This window comes from Bacillus sp. FSL L8-0358 (assembly GCF_038593095.1).
GTDB lineage: Bacteria > Bacillota > Bacilli > Bacillales > Bacillaceae > Bacillus > Bacillus subtilis.
In genome coordinates this window covers 2,415,584-2,431,196 of sequence record NZ_CP151962.1, presented here as the reverse complement: position 1 = coordinate 2,431,196, position 15,613 = coordinate 2,415,584, and the positions used below count along the sequence as shown (strand labels likewise).

Here is a 15,613-nt window from a genome sequence, read left to right as displayed (position 1 = left end):
TACATTTTTCAAAAACAGGAGGTAACTCATTAAGATGATAGCTCTTGATCAGCACTTAACAGAGCACAAAGAAGATATCACGCAACAATGGCTGGAAGTTTGTACGTCAAAAGGCAGCTGGCTGTATTCAGCGAAAGATCAGCAAAAACTAGAACAAAAGTTAAAAGACCAGCATGAATTATTGGTGACCATCGTAGCAAAATCCCTTAGAAAAGAAGACGTAGAGGATGAGCTCAACCGGTGGTCTCTTCAATGCGCCAGAGACCGTGCCGTTCATGAAGTGACGGTAACAGAAAGTGTCGGCCAGTTTAACACCTTCAGGCATATCATGTTTGAATGGATTCAGAAATTCAGCGAAGCTTCTTCTCAAGACATCAGCATTCAGGATTTTTATGAGTGGAGCCGGATCTTGAATCAAAACATTGATGAGATCATCGAAGTGTTTACGGAAGAATATCACCAGGTGACCATGATACAATTAAACGCGCAAAAAGAAATGATTAATGAATTGAGTGCGCCGATTATGCCGATTACTGATGGAATTGGGATTCTTCCGCTTGTCGGTGAGATTGATACGTACAGAGCGAGGACGATTTTGGAGTCTGTGCTGGAGCAGTGCTCAGCGTTAAAGCTCTCGTATTTATTTTTAGATATTTCGGGCGTTCCTATCGTTGATACCATGGTAGCCTATCAAATTTTTAAAGTGATTGACAGCACCAAATTGCTCGGCATTGAGACGATTATTTCAGGAATCAGGCCGGAAATTGCCCAAACTGTCGTGAAGCTGGGTCTAGATTTTTCGAATGTGAAAACCGAGCAAAGTCTTGCTAAAGCCCTGGCCAATAAAGGGTTTAAAATAAAAGAGTGTTGATGCCTTTGCCATGTTTATCTTGAAAGATAGCAGCTGAACAGCCTTTCACGGGCTATTCAGCTTTTTTAACTTCTATAAATAAAATGTGATGGCTGTTGATGTCTTTTACCTTAAAAGAGTAGCCATCATATTCTATGGTACTTTCAGGCTCAGCGTCTATGTTTTGTGTCAAAAACCAGCCGCCCAAGGTGTCTACTTCTGCGTCTGATAAATCGGTTCCAAGCAGGCTGTTAACATCGCTGATTAATAATTTTGCATTTAACAAGTAGTGATCCTTTCCAAGTTCGCGGATATGAGGCACTTCATCCGCATCAAATTCATCACGGATTTCTCCTACAATTTCCTCGATAATATCTTCGACAGTGACCAAACCGGACGTCCCGCCATATTCATCTATGAGGATCGCCATATGAGTGCGTTCCTTTTGCATTTTCAGCAATAGTTTATAAATAGGAATCGTCTCAATGACATGGATAACGGGCTGTACGAAAGGTTCAATTTGATGCTTCTTGATTGAAAAATCTTTCGTCAGCATGGAAAACAGCACTTCTTTCATATTAATCACGCCAATGACGTTATCTTTATCCTCTCTTACAACCGGGTACCGGGTATATTTTGTTTGCTTGACTGTTTCCTGAAGATTTGAAATGGAGTCTTCATCTAGTGACAAACTAACCATTTCATTTCGCGGCACCATAATTTCCTTTGCCATTCGTTTATCAAAGGTGAAGATATTATTCATGTACTTTAATTCACTTTTTCTGATCTCGCCGCTTTTATAGCTTTCAGCCAATAGGACCCGAAGTTCTTCCTCTGTATAAGCCAGCTCATGCTCTGATGCCGGCTTCAGCCCAAACACTCCTGTAATCAATCGGGCAGAGTGGTTCAACAGCCAAATGAATGGAAACATGATCTTATAAAACCAAATAAGCGGTTTAGCGAACAACAAGGTAATGCTTTCTGCTTTTTGAATGGCGAAACTCTTTGGCGCCAGTTCCCCAATAACGACATTTAAATACGTAACCGCTAAAAATGCGATGACGAGTGAAAGCAGGTGGGTAAGCGATTCATTTAAGCCTGCTTTATGAAAAAGCGGTCGAAGCAGAGTTTGCACAGTCGGTTCCCCAAGCCATCCCAGTCCTAAAGCTGCGACTGTGATGCCTAACTGACAGGCTGATAAATATTCATCAAGGTGAGTGATGACATGCTTTGCCGCTTTAGCACCTTTCTTTCCTTTTGCGACAAGCTGATCAATTTTGGACCGCCGCACTTTTACGATTGAAAATTCTACGGCAACAAAAAATCCTGTTAACAAAATGAGAATAGCGACTGCTAGTAAATTGACAAATTCCAAAACAACTGCCTTCTCCAAGGAAGGCATGCACCTCCCTTTTCCGATGTCTTTCTACATTCCATACCACCTGAAAATGCTCATAAAACATGTGTTGAAGCGGCAGACTGGTTTAGTGACGCGGTTATTGGGCAATTAAAGAATAAAGAACAAAAGTTTGGAGGATCTTGACATGAAGGCACATACAGGAAAGGATTGGTTTTGGTACCAAATGGGGCCTCAAGAAAGAAGTAAGGCAAGGGATCTAATCCATTTTTCTCACTGGCCTCAGTGTGAAAAGTGGTTTGAAAATAACCATCACGTTAATTTTTTGAGAGTAGATACAACTGAGACGGAAAATGAAGCGGTATTTGGGTCGATTGTTTATGATCAGGGGCTTGGTGAAGAAAAAGACCATACTGTTTTTCACTTTTATATCACCAGACAATATTTTTTTACAATCAACTTTGACTTTTCGATTTTGAGAGAGATTAAAGGAAAAGAAGTTGTCCGGCAAATGGAAAGAGCGGACAATGCGATAGAGGGGTTTTTAATTCTTCTCGGCGAGCTAATGAATGCGTATTTAATCGGTGTTGATGAATTTGAAGTAAAGCTGAGAAAGCTTAGATGGCAGATTAAAGACGACAATAGCAAAAGCATTTTAAACCGCGTCCATCTCCTGCGCCATGAACTGATGATTTGGAAAAACTTGATATTAAGCGCTAAAAAAATTGAAATGGCGTTGAAAGAAACCTTTTTACCTCAAAATGAAGAGAAAAAGGATTATCAGCGGACACAACTGAAAATTGACAGGGGATTTACATACATCAGCGAATTTGAAGGAGAGCTTAACAATCTGCTGCATTCAGAGGAAGTCATTACCTCACATAGGGGGAATGAAATTGTAAAAGCACTGACCATTTTCACGACGCTTTTTACGCCGATTACAGCTCTGGGTGCCTTATGGGGGATGAACTTTTCAGTGATGCCGGAACTGAATTGGAAATACGGATATCTCTTTTCTCTCTTATTGATTGTCACATCTACAGTTCTGATCTACCTCTATTTGAGGAAAAAAGGCTGGACGGGAGATATGCTGCAGGAACGGAAGAAGAAAAAGAAACCTCGGAAAAGGCGGACTCTATAGGATGTTTCATATTTTGTGCAGCGTGCCCCGCTTTTTCACCAGACATATCAGGGTGACCGGATACGATGTCAAGGCGCTTATGGCAGAGCATTAAATCCACAGTTTATCGATTCTTGAAAATGACCAAATGACCGGTATTGTTGCATTAGGCGACCTTTCCGTTGAAAAAGATACTGGTCAAAAAGCGAAAACAGCATAATGAAAATGGAATCAAGCAGGCATGGTGACCATGTCTGCTTTTTTATTATTGGGAAAATTGTAATGAAAGGGGCACATTCAGTTGAAAGTTTTTTTCTTGCCAGAAAGAATTGGTTTTTCAGCATATAACATCTCACAAAATCACGTTTTCCCTGTTTGATTACCGTTTCTTCTTTTTCTACAATATGCGTTGAAAGGAGAGGGAATCAAATTGGATTCAATAGAAAAGGTAAGCAAAAACTTGATTGAAGAGGCATATCTAACAAAGGCTTCTGATATTCACATCGTGCCGAGGGAGCGGGACGCTATCATTCATTTTCGTGTCGATCATGCCTTGCTGAAAAAAAGGGACATGAAAAAAGAAGAGTGCGTAAGGCTGATTTCACATTTTAAATTTCTTTCAGCAATGGATATAGGTGAAAGGCGAAAGCCGCAAAACGGTTCGCTTACGTTAAAGCTGAAAGAGGGAAATGTTCATTTAAGAATGTCAACGCTGCCCACAATTAATGAAGAAAGCCTCGTGATCAGAGTGATGCCCCAATACAATATCCCTTCGATTGATAAATTGTCGCTATTTCCGAAGACAGGAGCCACATTACTCTCATTTTTAAAACATTCCCATGGCATGCTCATTTTTACCGGGCCGACTGGTTCAGGGAAGACTACCACATTATACTCTCTCGTTCAATATGCAAAAAAACACTTTAATCGAAATATTGTCACATTAGAGGACCCTGTTGAAACAAGGGACGAAGATGTTCTTCAGGTTCAGGTGAATGAAAAAGCCGGTGTAACTTATTCCGCAGGTCTGAAAGCAATTTTGCGCCATGATCCCGATATGATTATTTTAGGTGAGATCAGAGACGCGGAAACAGCTGAAATTGCGGTGCGGGCAGCGATGACGGGACATCTGGTACTGACGAGCCTTCATACGAGAGACGCAAAGGGCGCAATTTACAGACTGCTTGAATTCGGTATCAATATGAATGAAATCGAACAGACTGTCATTGCAATAGCGGCTCAGCGCTTAGTTGATTTGGCTTGCCCGTTTTGTGAAAACGGATGTTCATCAGTGTATTGCCGCCAGTCACGAAATACCAGGAGAGCTAGCGTTTATGAGCTTCTTTACGGGAAAAATCTTCAGCAATGTATCCAGGAGGCAAAAGGAAATCATGCAAATTACCAATATCAAACGCTTCGTCAAATTATCAGAAAAGGAATTGCGCTCGGCTATATAACGACAAACAACTATGACCGGTGGGTTTATCATGAAAAAGATTAGAAAAGTCTGGTCGTTAAAGGATCAAGCCAGGTTATTAAAGCGGCTTGGTGAAATGACTGCGGGCGGATATACGCTTCTGGATGGATTACGCCTGATGGAACTTCAGATGAATAAGAGGCAGGCTGCTGACTTGACTGATACGGTCACTTGTTTGAGGGAAGGGGCTCCGTTTTATCAAGTACTAAAGAGTTTGTCATTTCATAAGGAAGCCGTAGGTATTTGTTATTTTGCTGAAACACATGGTGAACTGCCCGCTTCCATGATCCAGAGCGGAGAGCTGCTGGAACGAAAAATTGCACAGTCAGACCAGCTGAAAAGAGTGCTGCGCTATCCGCTTTTCCTCATTTTTACGGTCGCTGTCATGTTTTATATGTTACAGTCCATCATCATTCCTCAGTTTTCCGGTATCTATCAATCGATGAATATGGAAACCTCACGTTCAACCGATATGCTTTTTGCTTTTTTTCAGCATATTGATCTTGTGATCATTTTGTTGGCTCTTTTTACAGCAGGTATCGGGATTTATTATTGGCTTGTGTTTAAGAAAAAATCACCTGCCCGGCAAATGCTGATTTGTGTCAGGATTCCTTTGATTGGAAAGCTTGTCAAGCTGTTTAACAGCTACTTTTTTTCTTTGCAGCTAAGCAGCCTTTTAAAATCGGGCCTCTCAATTTATGACAGCCTTAATGCATTTAAACATCAAACGTTTCTCCCTTTCTACCGCTGCGAGGCTGAACAATTGATTGAACGGCTAAAAGCCGGTGAGTCAATTGAAGCCGCTATTTGTGGAAGCCCTTTTTATGAAGTTGATTTTTCAAAAGTCATATCTCACGGCCAGCTGAGCGGCCGATTGGATCGAGAGCTTTTCACATACAGTCAGTTCATATTGCAGCGGCTGGAACACAAAGCGCAAAAATGGACAGGCATCCTTCAGCCGATGATTTATGGATTTGTTGCAGCGATGATCTTACTTGTGTATTTATCTATGCTTGTGCCTATGTATCAGATGATGAATCAAATGTGAAAGGAAGAGGCTGATGAATGAGAAAGGATTTACACTTGTTGAAATGTTAATTGTGCTCTTTATTATTTCGATCTTGCTTTTAATTACGATACCGAACGTCACGAAACATAATCAAACCATTCAAAAAAAGGGCTGTGAAGGCCTACAAAACATGGTTAAGGCACAAATGACCGCATTTGAGCTTGATCATGAAGGACAAACTCCGAGCCTTGCCGATTTACAGTCAGAGGGCTATGTGAAAAAGGATGCTGTCTGTCCAAATGGGAAGCACATTATCATCACCGGCGGAGAAGTTAAGGTTGAACATTAAATTAAACGAGGAGGAGGGGTTTACCCTTTTAGAAAGTTTGCTTGTGTTAAGCCTTGCCTCTATCCTCCTGGTTGCCGTCTTCACTACACTTCCTCCTGCTTATGACAATACAGCTGTCCGACAGGCAGCAAGGCAGCTGAAAAATGATATTATGCTCACACAGCAGACTGCTATTTCCCGTCAACAAAGAACAAAAATTCTCTTTCATAAAAAAGAATATCAATTAGTCATTGGTGATACGGTCATTGAACGTCCGTATGCAACGGGACTATCTATAGAACTGCTGACATTAAAAGACCGTTTGGAATTTAATGAGAAAGGGCACCCGAATGCAGGCGGAAAAATACGAGTAAATGGCCATGCCGTTTATGACATAACAGTTTATCTAGGGAGCGGGAGAGTCAATGTGGAGAGAAAATAAAGGTTTTTCTACAATAGAAACAATGTCAGCGCTAAGCCTGTGGCTGTTTGTGCTGCTGACAGTCGTCCCCTTGTGGGACAAGCTGATGTCTGATGAAAAAATGGCGGAATCACGAGAAATTGGCTATCAGATGATGAATGAGAGCATTAGCAAATATGTCATGAGTGGTGAAGGAGCCGCGTCAAAAACGATTACAAAGAACAATCATATCTATGCAATGAAGTGGGAGGAGGAGGGTGAATATCAAAACGTATGTATCAAAGCCACAGCTTATAAAGAAAAATCATATTGCCTCAGCATCCTGCAGACAGAATGGCTACACGCTTCTTAACGTATTATTTTCGCTCTCAGTCTTTTTGCTCATATCAGGATCGTTAGCTGCGATTTTCCATCTGTTTTTGTCTCGACAGCAGGAACATGACGGTTTCACACAGCAAGAATGGATGATTTCGATAGAACAGATGATGAATGAATGCAAGGAGTCACAGGCAGTTAAGACAGCCGAGGATGGGAGCGTGTTAATCTGCACCAATCTTTCCGGACAAGACATCCGTTTTGACATTTATCACTCAATGATAAGAAAAAGAGTGGATGGCAAAGGGCATGTTCCGATTTTAGATCATATTACTGCCATGAAAGCTGATATTGAAAATGGTGTTGTTTTGCTGAAAATTGAGAGTGAGGACCAAAAAGTGTATCAAACTGCTTTTCCAGTCTATTCGTATTTAGGAGGGGGGTGAATGTACCGTACAAGAGGGTTTATTTATCCAGCTGTTCTTTTTGTGTCAGCGCTTGTGCTGTTAATCGTGAACTTTGCTGCTGCTCAATATATTTCACGCTGCATGTTTGAGAAGGAAACAAAAGAGTTATACATAGGAGAGAACTTGCTTCAAAATGGGGTGCTTCTTTCGATTCGGCATGTTCTAGAGGAACGGAAAGGCCAGGAGGGTACGCAGCAATTTCCATATGGACGGGTTTCTTATTACATTCATGATACATCGATAAAAGAACAAAAAGAAATCAACTTAAGAGTGTCAACGGAGTCGGGAACAGAAAGAACTGCACAGATCGTGTTTGATCAAAAACAGAAAAAACTGCTGAGATGGACAGAATAAAACAGTGTAAAGGGTATAAAAAAAGTCATGTGAGACAACACTTCATAATAATTGAATGATGAGGTGATCACGTGAAAACGAATGATTATGTTAAATATATGACGCAGCAATTTGTCAAATATATAGATACTCCGAGAGATGAGCGAAAAGAACGAAAAGAGGTGCGGAAAGAAACAAAAACGCCTGTTTCCCAGCAGTGGTTCGGTATTTTACCCTATGGCTTCCGACTTTGGCTGAAACGGAAAAAATAACCGCAAATAAACGAATAAGGTCCTTCAAAAAATGGAGGACCTTATTGATATTCTTCTAATATGGCAATTTTATTGACCTTTTGGCTATAAGGATCAAATGAAATCGTCACAAAAACGCCGAATTCTTTTGACCCTTCCCTCAGAGTTAAATGGTATTGCTTCACTGCTTCATCTTTTCTTTTACGGTCCCATACTTTTTGTTTGAACAGTACCTGTGCGAGCGGGTACCTTTTTTTTGCTTCTTTTACAGCAATCTCTTCCCATTTGGACATGTGGCGGGCGGTTACAAGCGGTATTTCTTCTGCGTGAGCGGCTGTGGTGCCAAAGACGAGAAGAGATAGACAAATCACACATTGTTTGATCATCATGCTGTCACCCTTTCTTTGTTTATTATTACCAAATAATAATTGTATATGCATTTAAATTCTCACATAACAATCCCAAAAATTTCAAAAAATGAAAAGATGAGCAATACTGAGCAAGACTTTGTAATATGACGAAAACATTCTTTTAAACGAACGAAATGAGCGATTTCGGTGTTTTAAAATCTATAAATCGTTGATTATACTCTACTTGTGCGGTTCTTTAAAGAGAACGACTGTCATATCAAGTTACAGTGTTTTACAGGAGGTAAGATATGTTTCGATTGTTTCACAATCAGCAAAAGACGAAGACGAAACTGAAAGTTCTGCTTATCTTTCAGCTTTCAGTCATTTTCAGTCTGACTGCCGCAATATGCTTACAATTTTCCGATGATACAAGCGCTGCTTTTCATGATATTGAAACATTTGATGTCTCACTTCAAACGTGTAAAGACTTTCAGCATACAGATAAAAACTGCCATTATGATAAACGCTGGGATCAAAGTGATTTGCACATATCAGATCAAACAGATACGAAAGGCACTGTATGCTCACCTTTCGCCTTATTTGCTGTGCTCGAAAATACAGGTGAGAAACTTAAGAAATCAAAGTGGAAGTGGGAGCTTCATAAGCTTAAAAATGCCCGCAAACCGTTAGAGGATGGGAACGTGATCGAAAAAGGATTTGTCTCCAATCAAATTGGCGATTCACTTTATAAAATTGAGACGAAGAAAAAAATGAAACCCGGCATTTATGCATTTAAAGTATATAAACCGGCAGGCTACCCGGCAAACGGAAGTACATTTGAGTGGTCGGAGCCTATGACGCTTGCAAAATGCGATGAAAAACCGACAGTCCCTAAAAAAGAAACAAAGTCGGACGTCAAAAAGGAGAATGAAACAACACAAAAGGATATACAGGAAAAAACAATGAAAGAAGAAACATCTCAAGAAGCTGTAACCAAAGAAAATGAAACTCAATCAGACCAGAAGGAAAGCGGGGAAGAGGATGAAAAAAGCAATGAAGCTGATCAGTAATATTTTATACGTGATCATCTTTACTCTTATTATTGTGCTGACACTTGTCGTGATTTCAACACGTTCATCCGGGGGAGAGCCGGCGGTGTTTGGGTATACGCTGAAATCAGTTCTGTCAGGTTCGATGGAGCCGGAGTTCAATACAGGTTCCTTAATATTGGTAAAAGAAATCGCTGATGTGAAAGAGCTCCAAAAAGGTGACGTTATTACATTTATGCAGGATGCAAATACGGCGGTCACCCACAGAATAGTTGACATAACAAAGCAAGAAGACCATTTGTTATTTAAAACAAAAGGTGATAATAATGCAGCAGCTGATTCAGCCCCTGTATCGGACGAAAATGTTCGCGCGCAATACACAGGTTTTCAGCTTCCATATGCAGGCTATATGCTTCATTTTGCCAGCCAGCCGATTGGAACGGCTGTATTATTGATTGTTCCCGGCGTGATGCTGTTAGTGTACGCTTTTGTGACGATCAGCAGCGCCATTAGAGAAATTGAAAGAAAGACAAAAGCCTTGGAAACAGATACAAAGGACAGCACCATGTCTACTTAACTTCAGTTGTAAACCTGGCAACAGGTTTCGATATAAAATCATTCAATAAAAGGGGAGTTTACCATGGGTATGAAAAAGAAATTGAGTTTAGGAGTTGCTTCTGCAGCACTAGGATTAGCTTTAGTTGGAGGAGGAACATGGGCAGCATTTAACGACATTAAATCAAAGGATGCTACTTTTGCATCAGGTACGCTTGATTTATCTGCTAAAGAGAATTCAGCGAGTGTGAACCTATCAAATCTAAAGCCGGGAGATAAGTTGACAAAGGATTTCCAATTTGAAAATAACGGATCACTTGCGATCAAAGAAGTTTTAATGGCGCTTAATTATGGAGATTTTAAAGCAAACGGCGGCAGCAATACATCTCCAGAAGATTTCCTCAGCCAGTTTGAAGTGACATTGTTGACAGTTGGAAAAGAGGGCGGCAATGGTTACCCGAAAAACATTATTTTAGATGATGCCAACCTTAAAGACTTGTATTTGATGTCTGCTAAAAATGATGCAGCGGCTACTGAAAAAATCAAAAAACAAATTGACCCTAAATTCTTAAATGCAAGCGGTAAAGTCAATGTAGCAACAATTGACGGTAAAACCGCTCCTGAATATGATGGTGTTCCAAAAACACCAACTGACTTCGATCAGGTTCAAATGGAAATCCAATTCAAAGATGATAAAACAAAAGATGAAAATGGGCTTATGGTTCAAAATAAATATCAAGGCAACTCCATTAAGCTTCAATTCTCGTTCGAAGCTACACAGTGGAACGGCTTGACAATCAAAAAGGACCATACTGATAAAGACGGCTATGTGAAAGAAAATGAAAAAGCGCACAGCGAGGATAAAAATTAATAACAGCCATAAAAAGAGACGGCCCAGTATTCATATACTGGGCCGTCTCGATGTTTATTGACAAAAGAGGAGTTAGTGCCTCTGCTCCGGCACTACTCCTCTTTTTGAGATTTTCTCCATTTTTGATAATCTAAAAATTCACGAAATTGTTTTTTCGATACCCCGGATGTCATCGCATCGCGAACCAATTTCTCCCATTCACTATCTAATTGACCATCGTATTCGGTTTCATGTTTCTCATCGAGCAAAGTATGAACCGAGACGTCCAGAACAGCGGAGACTTTTTCGAGAAATTGAATGGAGGGGTTCGTTTGTAGATTTCGTTCTATTGAGCTTAAATAAGACTTCGCTACCCCAGCTTTTTCAGCTAGTTCTGATAGTGAGTAGCCTTTTTCTTTACGGTATTGTTTAATACGCTGGCCAATCAATGTCATCACCTTCCTTGTGATATTATAGCACATTCAGAAAGGATTTACGGTATGACTTCTGGCTGCCGGACCAGGATGAGCAGACTTTTTGTTTAAAAGTAAATATTTTCGTATTTCTTCCGGGCTGATATTTGCCTCTTTGGCTTCCACCATTAATTCAACCCATTCTTGATCCAATTCAAAGTGCTCTTGTTTTGCATTCTTCATGCAGTTTCTCCTCCTAAAATACTTGTTTATGTATTTCAGCCAGTCCGGCCATGACTTATTGTATGCTTCATTAGTCTCTGGAAGTCATTTGCCATTAAATCGCCAGAATTTTTTTCCAATATACCTTTATTATAATCGTATTTTCTCAAAAAAAACGAGAATGATGTCGAATGGTAAAAAAGTTAGCTTGAAATATTATTTTGCAGATAAAACAATCCGCCATTTTCAATTTCAACTGATATCTTTGGTTGATACAAGGTTTTCAGCGCCTGTTTTTCTAGATGGTATTCTTCTGGTTTTTCTTCTATATGCTCGTAAAACTTATCAAGCAATGTCATATCATTCTTCCACCTGTTAACCGCCTGTTCCGCCCAGTCGGACGGCTCCTGCATAGCGGATTTGGAAATATAGTTTTCCATACGCTTAAGTCCGCTTTCTGGTTTGATCATAGGTGAAATGGTGAAGCAATAGTCACATATTTGAGACGTCAGTGAAAACTGGGTCAGCTTGCTTTGAAAATCTTCAATTATCGTTCCAGAGACTAGGTGAAGACCTAGTGACAATAACTTATCCTTTTTCATGTCGGACTGGTATGAAATCGTGACATTTATACCAAGCCAAGGCTGAAGTGGGACTTTAGCTCCGGCTGATTCAATTTTCTCATACATTCTGGTAAATCTCCCATTTTGTTTAACAGCTTTAAATATTTGAAAAAGACGCGGGGCCCCAAAATATATAAATTCACCATCTAGGTCTTTTGGCGCATTTTCTTTATCTGTAATAAAAGTGATTTTCATTGGATTCGGATCACCGCCTGTCTTCTCGCGCCAATGCCAGTAGAAAGGGCGGTTCATGATTTGTTTGTCCATTTCAACTGTAAGCTGCACTGTCATATAGCCTAAGCCTTGATCGACGATTTGGCAGCTGTTTGCTTGAAAAAAACGCAGCAGAAAATCGTGAACCTCTTGCTGTCTCACTAATAAAACCTCCTTACAGGCTAAGATCCTCTTTTTTCAGCAGGCAGCTGTTTTTTATAAGACAAAAATGAGGTTAAGTTATCCATTTTTATTTTCATTTCTTCTTCTGTTGCTGAGTGATACAAAATGTCATGAAGGTGCTCTTCAAAATTGTTCACTTGAATTTTCGTTAAAATATCATCAAGTTCACCGACCACTTTTTCAAACAAATGAATTTTTTCATATAAAAGCTTTAGAATATGCTCTTCCACCGTATGTTTTGTCGCCATGTTATAAATATGCACGTCACGCTCCTGCCCGAGTCTGTGAATTCTTCCGATTCTTTGCTCAAGTCGCATCGGGTTCCATGGCAGGTCATAGTTGATCATGTGATTGCAAAATTGCAGGTTAATCCCCTCACCGCCTGCTTCAGTTGCAATAAGGACTTGGATTTTTCCGCGGAAAAGATCCTTCATCCAGTCTTTTTTTCCACGTTTAAATCCGCCTCTAAACGGCACAGAACTGATGCCGTTTTGCTGAAGAAACCACTGCAGATAAATCTGGGTTGCACGGTATTCTGTAAAAATGATGACCTTATCGTCGATCTTTTTGATCAAGTCAACAACTTGAAGCGCTTTAGAGTTTTGTGTCACTTGATTGATGCGATCTATTAAAACTGAAATCGTATCCTCATCAATGGCAGGTGCTTGTTTCTCTTTTTGATCAAGCATCTTTTTCAGCGTCATATACACCGCTTCTCTGCTCGAACAGCATTCTCTTTGCAAGGTCATAATCGAGAACATGCTGGCTGGTTTATTGATACTTTCCTTCAAGCGAGAAATTTCATCATAAAGCGCCTGCTCTGATGGAGAAAATTGAATCGGCACTGTTTCAACATGGCGCTGTTTCCAATTCAGCCCTGTATCATGCCGCCTGTTACGGATCATGACTTTATTCACAAGATCTTTTAAATGTTCATGCGCTTCTAAACTGGATTTCTTCTTGGCGAACTCCTCCTGAAAGTGATTCTGACTGCCTAAATGGCCGGGTTTTAATAAGGACACCAAATTGAAAATCTCTTCGATACGGTTCTGGATTGGCGTCGCGGTAAGAAGCAGGCAATATTTTTTTACGAGATTCCGGACAAATTCATAGTTCTTCGTTTTGCTATTTTTCAGTTTGTGTGCCTCATCAATAATGACAAGATCATATGGGATAGACAGAACGATTTCTCGATGGGGCGAACGCTTCGCGGTGTCTATTGATGAGACGACAATATCGCATTGCTCCCACACATAGCTTTTCTTTTGTTCAACAGCCGGAATCAAAAATTTTTCCTGAAGCTCTTTGACCCATTGTGACACAAGGGAAGCGGGCACAAGGATCAAAATTTTTTTTGCTAACCCTCGAATCATATATTCTTTTAGAATCAGTCCTGCTTCAACCGTTTTCCCTAGACCAACCTCATCTGCTAAAATTGCTTTCCCGTTCATTTTTTCAACCACTTTTTGCGCCACTTCAAGCTGGTGGGGGAGCGGCGTAAAGGAAGGCAGATATAAAGGAGCCCGTAAGCCTTCAAACTCTGGAATTGCTAATGTTTTCTGGATTTCTGCAGAGAGCTTGTACAGTTCCCAGTTTGCCCAAGGGCCATCGTTTTTCAGTCTTTCAGCAAATTCTTCAGGCCATTTTGCATCGTAGATCATTTCTGTATTCATTGCTTTGAAACCGCCTTTCTTATTCTTCGATTCTTAAGATGAATAATATAAGAAAAATCTGCCCAAATTGCTGTTGCCCAGCATATAGTGATGATGGTAGGATATGAGTATGTATTTGATGTAAGATATTGCTATAGTATGTCCATAACAGCATGAAAATATGAGCGAATGACAGCAAGGGGAGAGACCTGACCGAAAACCTCGGGATACAGGCGCCGAAGGAGCAAACTGCGGAGTGAATCTCTCAGGCAAAAGAACTCTTGCTCGACGCAACTCTGGAGAGTGTTTGTGCGGATGCGCAAACCACCAAAGGGGACGTCTTTGCGTATGCAAAGTAAACTTTCAGGTGCCAGGACAGAGAACCTTCATTTTACATGAGGTGTTTCTCTGTCCTTTTTTGTATGTTTTTTAGCTGCGCCGTTGAAAAAGGGGAGGAATTAGATGCTGAAAAGAACGCCGTTATTTGACCTGTATAAGGAATATGGAGGAAAAACGATTGATTTCGGAGGCTGGGAGCTTCCTGTTCAATTTTCTTCTATAAAAAAAGAACACGAGGCTGTCCGAACTGCAGCCGGTTTGTTTGATGTATCTCATATGGGAGAAGTCGAAGTGTCAGGGAACGACTGTCTGTCTTTTTTGCAAAGATTGATGACAAATGATGTTTCCGCGTTAACGCCAGGCCGTGCTCAATATACAGCGATGTGTTACCCGGATGGCGGAACCGTCGATGATTTGCTTATCTATCAAAAAGGAGAGAACCGCTATCTGCTTGTCATTAATGCTTCTAATATAGATAAAGACTTGGCTTGGATGAAAGAACATGCAGCAGGTGATGTGCAGATTGACAATCAGTCAGACCAAATCGCGCTCTTGGCTGTACAGGGACCGAAAGCAGAAGCGATCTTGAAAAATCTGACAGATGCAGATGTGTCTGCATTAAAGCCGTTTGCGTTTATTGATGAAGCCGATATCAGCGGACGCAAAGCACTTATTTCACGCACTGGCTATACGGGAGAAGACGGGTATGAAATTTATTGCCGCAGTGATGATGCTATGCATATTTGGGAAAAAATTATCGATGCAGGGGATGCATACGGATTGATTCCATGCGGTCTCGGTGCACGTGATACACTCCGGTTTGAAGCGAAGCTCCCGCTCTACGGTCAGGAGCTGACCCGGGATATTACACCGATTGAAGCAGGTATAGGCTTTGCTGTAAAGCACAAAAAGGAGTCTGACTTTTTTGGTAAGTCAGTATTGAGTGAACAAAAAGAAAACGGAGCAAAGCGCAAACTTGTCGGTCTCGAAATGATTGAAAAAGGGATACCGCGGCACGGATATGAGGTTTTCCAAAATGGCAGGTCTGTCGGAAAGGTGACAACCGGCACGCAGTCACCGACATTAGGGAAAAACGTCGGCCTTGCCTTAATTGATTCGGAAACGAGTGAGATCGGGACTGTTGTAGATGTAGAGATTCGCAAAAAATTAGTGAAAGCAAAAGTTGTCAAAACACCATTTTATAAACGCTAATATTTTTTCTTGGAGAGAGGAGAC

The 15,613-nt window shown here is 40.7% G+C and carries 20 protein-coding genes and 1 riboswitch; of the genes, 14 read left to right on the top strand and 6 right to left on the bottom strand.

Annotation, left to right across the window (positions count from 1 at the left end; all coding sequences use genetic code 11):
• Positions 1-34 precede the first annotated feature (34 nt).
• Entirely contained in the window at positions 35-871 is an 837-nt protein-coding gene (gene rsbRD / locus NYE49_RS12410; protein WP_015384093.1) for an RsbT co-antagonist protein RsbRD, read from the top strand.
• A 52-nt stretch (positions 872-923) separates the two neighbouring features.
• On the opposite strand, the gene NYE49_RS12405 is transcribed toward rsbRD, so the two are convergent.
• A complete protein-coding gene (locus tag NYE49_RS12405) occupies positions 924-2,252 on the bottom strand; it encodes a hemolysin family protein (RefSeq protein WP_003230150.1) in 1,329 nt (442 codons plus the stop codon).
• Between the two features lie 142 nt (positions 2,253-2,394).
• Here NYE49_RS12405 and corA point away from each other — a divergent pair, with 142 nt between their 5' ends.
• From corA to NYE49_RS12360, 9 genes are all read left to right on the top strand, one after another.
• Positions 2,395-3,348 (top strand): magnesium transporter CorA, encoded by a 954-nt coding sequence (corA, locus tag NYE49_RS12400; RefSeq protein ID WP_015483432.1) that lies wholly within the window; start codon positions 2,395-2,397, stop codon positions 3,346-3,348.
• A 409-nt stretch (positions 3,349-3,757) separates the two neighbouring features.
• Positions 3,758-4,828: a competence protein ComGA gene (gene comGA, locus NYE49_RS12395; protein ID WP_015483431.1), complete on the top strand. Its 1,071-nt coding sequence runs from the start codon at positions 3,758-3,760 to the stop codon at positions 4,826-4,828.
• On the top strand, positions 4,815-5,852 hold the full coding sequence (gene comGB / locus NYE49_RS12390) for a comG operon protein ComGB (protein WP_047182873.1): 1,038 nt from the start codon (positions 4,815-4,817) through the stop codon (positions 5,850-5,852). The genes comGA and comGB overlap by 14 nt, the downstream gene beginning before the upstream one ends.
• 13 nt (positions 5,853-5,865) lie before the next feature.
• Complete coding sequence (comGC, locus tag NYE49_RS12385) at positions 5,866-6,162, top strand: comG operon protein ComGC (RefSeq protein WP_014477332.1); 297 nt, start codon at positions 5,866-5,868, stop codon at positions 6,160-6,162.
• Positions 6,152-6,583 (top strand): comG operon protein ComGD, encoded by a 432-nt coding sequence (gene comGD / locus NYE49_RS12380; protein ID WP_015384089.1) that lies wholly within the window; start codon positions 6,152-6,154, stop codon positions 6,581-6,583. The genes comGC and comGD overlap by 11 nt, the downstream gene beginning before the upstream one ends.
• Entirely contained in the window at positions 6,567-6,914 is a 348-nt protein-coding gene (gene comGE, locus NYE49_RS12375; RefSeq protein ID WP_047182872.1) for a ComG operon protein 5, read from the top strand. Before comGD ends, comGE begins: the two co-directional genes overlap by 17 nt.
• A gap of 25 nt (positions 6,915-6,939) precedes the next feature.
• On the top strand, positions 6,940-7,323 hold the full coding sequence (gene comGF / locus NYE49_RS12370) for a ComG operon protein ComGF (RefSeq protein ID WP_015384087.1): 384 nt from the start codon (positions 6,940-6,942) through the stop codon (positions 7,321-7,323).
• Positions 7,324-7,698 carry a ComG operon protein ComGG gene (comGG, locus tag NYE49_RS12365; RefSeq protein WP_014480253.1) on the top strand — a complete coding sequence of 125 codons (375 nt, stop codon included), beginning with the start codon at positions 7,324-7,326 and terminating at the stop codon, positions 7,696-7,698.
• A gap of 71 nt (positions 7,699-7,769) precedes the next feature.
• The gene (locus NYE49_RS12360) at positions 7,770-7,949 is read left to right on the top strand and encodes a YqzE family protein (protein ID WP_003230176.1); all 180 of its coding nucleotides are present in this window, start codon (positions 7,770-7,772) and stop codon (positions 7,947-7,949) included.
• Between the two features lie 41 nt (positions 7,950-7,990).
• Here NYE49_RS12360 and NYE49_RS12355 read toward each other — a convergent pair whose 3' ends face one another.
• Complete coding sequence (locus NYE49_RS12355) at positions 7,991-8,317, bottom strand: YqzG/YhdC family protein (RefSeq protein ID WP_047183570.1); 327 nt, start codon at positions 8,315-8,317, stop codon at positions 7,991-7,993.
• 269 nt (positions 8,318-8,586) lie between these two features.
• Between NYE49_RS12355 and tapA the strand changes: the two genes are divergently transcribed.
• The 3 genes from tapA (at position 8,587) to tasA (ending at position 10,753) form a co-directional block, all read left to right on the top strand.
• Positions 8,587-9,348 carry an amyloid fiber anchoring/assembly protein TapA gene (gene tapA, locus NYE49_RS12350; protein ID WP_047182870.1) on the top strand — a complete coding sequence of 254 codons (762 nt, stop codon included), beginning with the start codon at positions 8,587-8,589 and terminating at the stop codon, positions 9,346-9,348.
• Entirely contained in the window at positions 9,332-9,904 is a 573-nt protein-coding gene (locus tag NYE49_RS12345) for a signal peptidase I (RefSeq protein WP_080030740.1), read from the top strand. The genes tapA and NYE49_RS12345 overlap by 17 nt, the downstream gene beginning before the upstream one ends.
• 63 nt (positions 9,905-9,967) lie before the next feature.
• The gene (gene tasA, locus NYE49_RS12340) at positions 9,968-10,753 is read left to right on the top strand and encodes a biofilm matrix protein TasA (protein ID WP_003230183.1); all 786 of its coding nucleotides are present in this window, start codon (positions 9,968-9,970) and stop codon (positions 10,751-10,753) included.
• 92 nt (positions 10,754-10,845) lie between these two features.
• Here the strand turns inward: tasA and sinR are convergent, their stop codons facing one another.
• The 4 genes from sinR to NYE49_RS12320 form a co-directional block, all read right to left on the bottom strand.
• Positions 10,846-11,181: a transcriptional regulator SinR gene (sinR, locus tag NYE49_RS12335; RefSeq protein WP_003226345.1), complete on the bottom strand. Its 336-nt coding sequence runs from the start codon at positions 11,179-11,181 to the stop codon at positions 10,846-10,848.
• Between the two features lie 33 nt (positions 11,182-11,214).
• A complete protein-coding gene (locus NYE49_RS12330; RefSeq protein ID WP_003230187.1) occupies positions 11,215-11,388 on the bottom strand; it encodes an anti-repressor SinI family protein in 174 nt (57 codons plus the stop codon).
• 182 nt (positions 11,389-11,570) lie between these two features.
• The gene (locus tag NYE49_RS12325; protein WP_003230200.1) at positions 11,571-12,365 is read right to left on the bottom strand and encodes a YqhG family protein; all 795 of its coding nucleotides are present in this window, start codon (positions 12,363-12,365) and stop codon (positions 11,571-11,573) included.
• 20 nt (positions 12,366-12,385) lie between these two features.
• A complete protein-coding gene (locus NYE49_RS12320) occupies positions 12,386-14,059 on the bottom strand; it encodes an SNF2-related protein (protein ID WP_047182869.1) in 1,674 nt (557 codons plus the stop codon).
• A 168-nt stretch (positions 14,060-14,227) separates the two neighbouring features.
• A riboswitch (glycine riboswitch) is annotated at positions 14,228-14,329 on the top strand.
• 171 nt (positions 14,330-14,500) lie between these two features.
• Here NYE49_RS12320 and gcvT point away from each other — a divergent pair.
• Complete coding sequence (gcvT, locus tag NYE49_RS12315) at positions 14,501-15,589, top strand: glycine cleavage system aminomethyltransferase GcvT (protein ID WP_015384081.1); 1,089 nt, start codon at positions 14,501-14,503, stop codon at positions 15,587-15,589.
• The last annotated feature ends 24 nt before the right edge of the window (positions 15,590-15,613 follow it).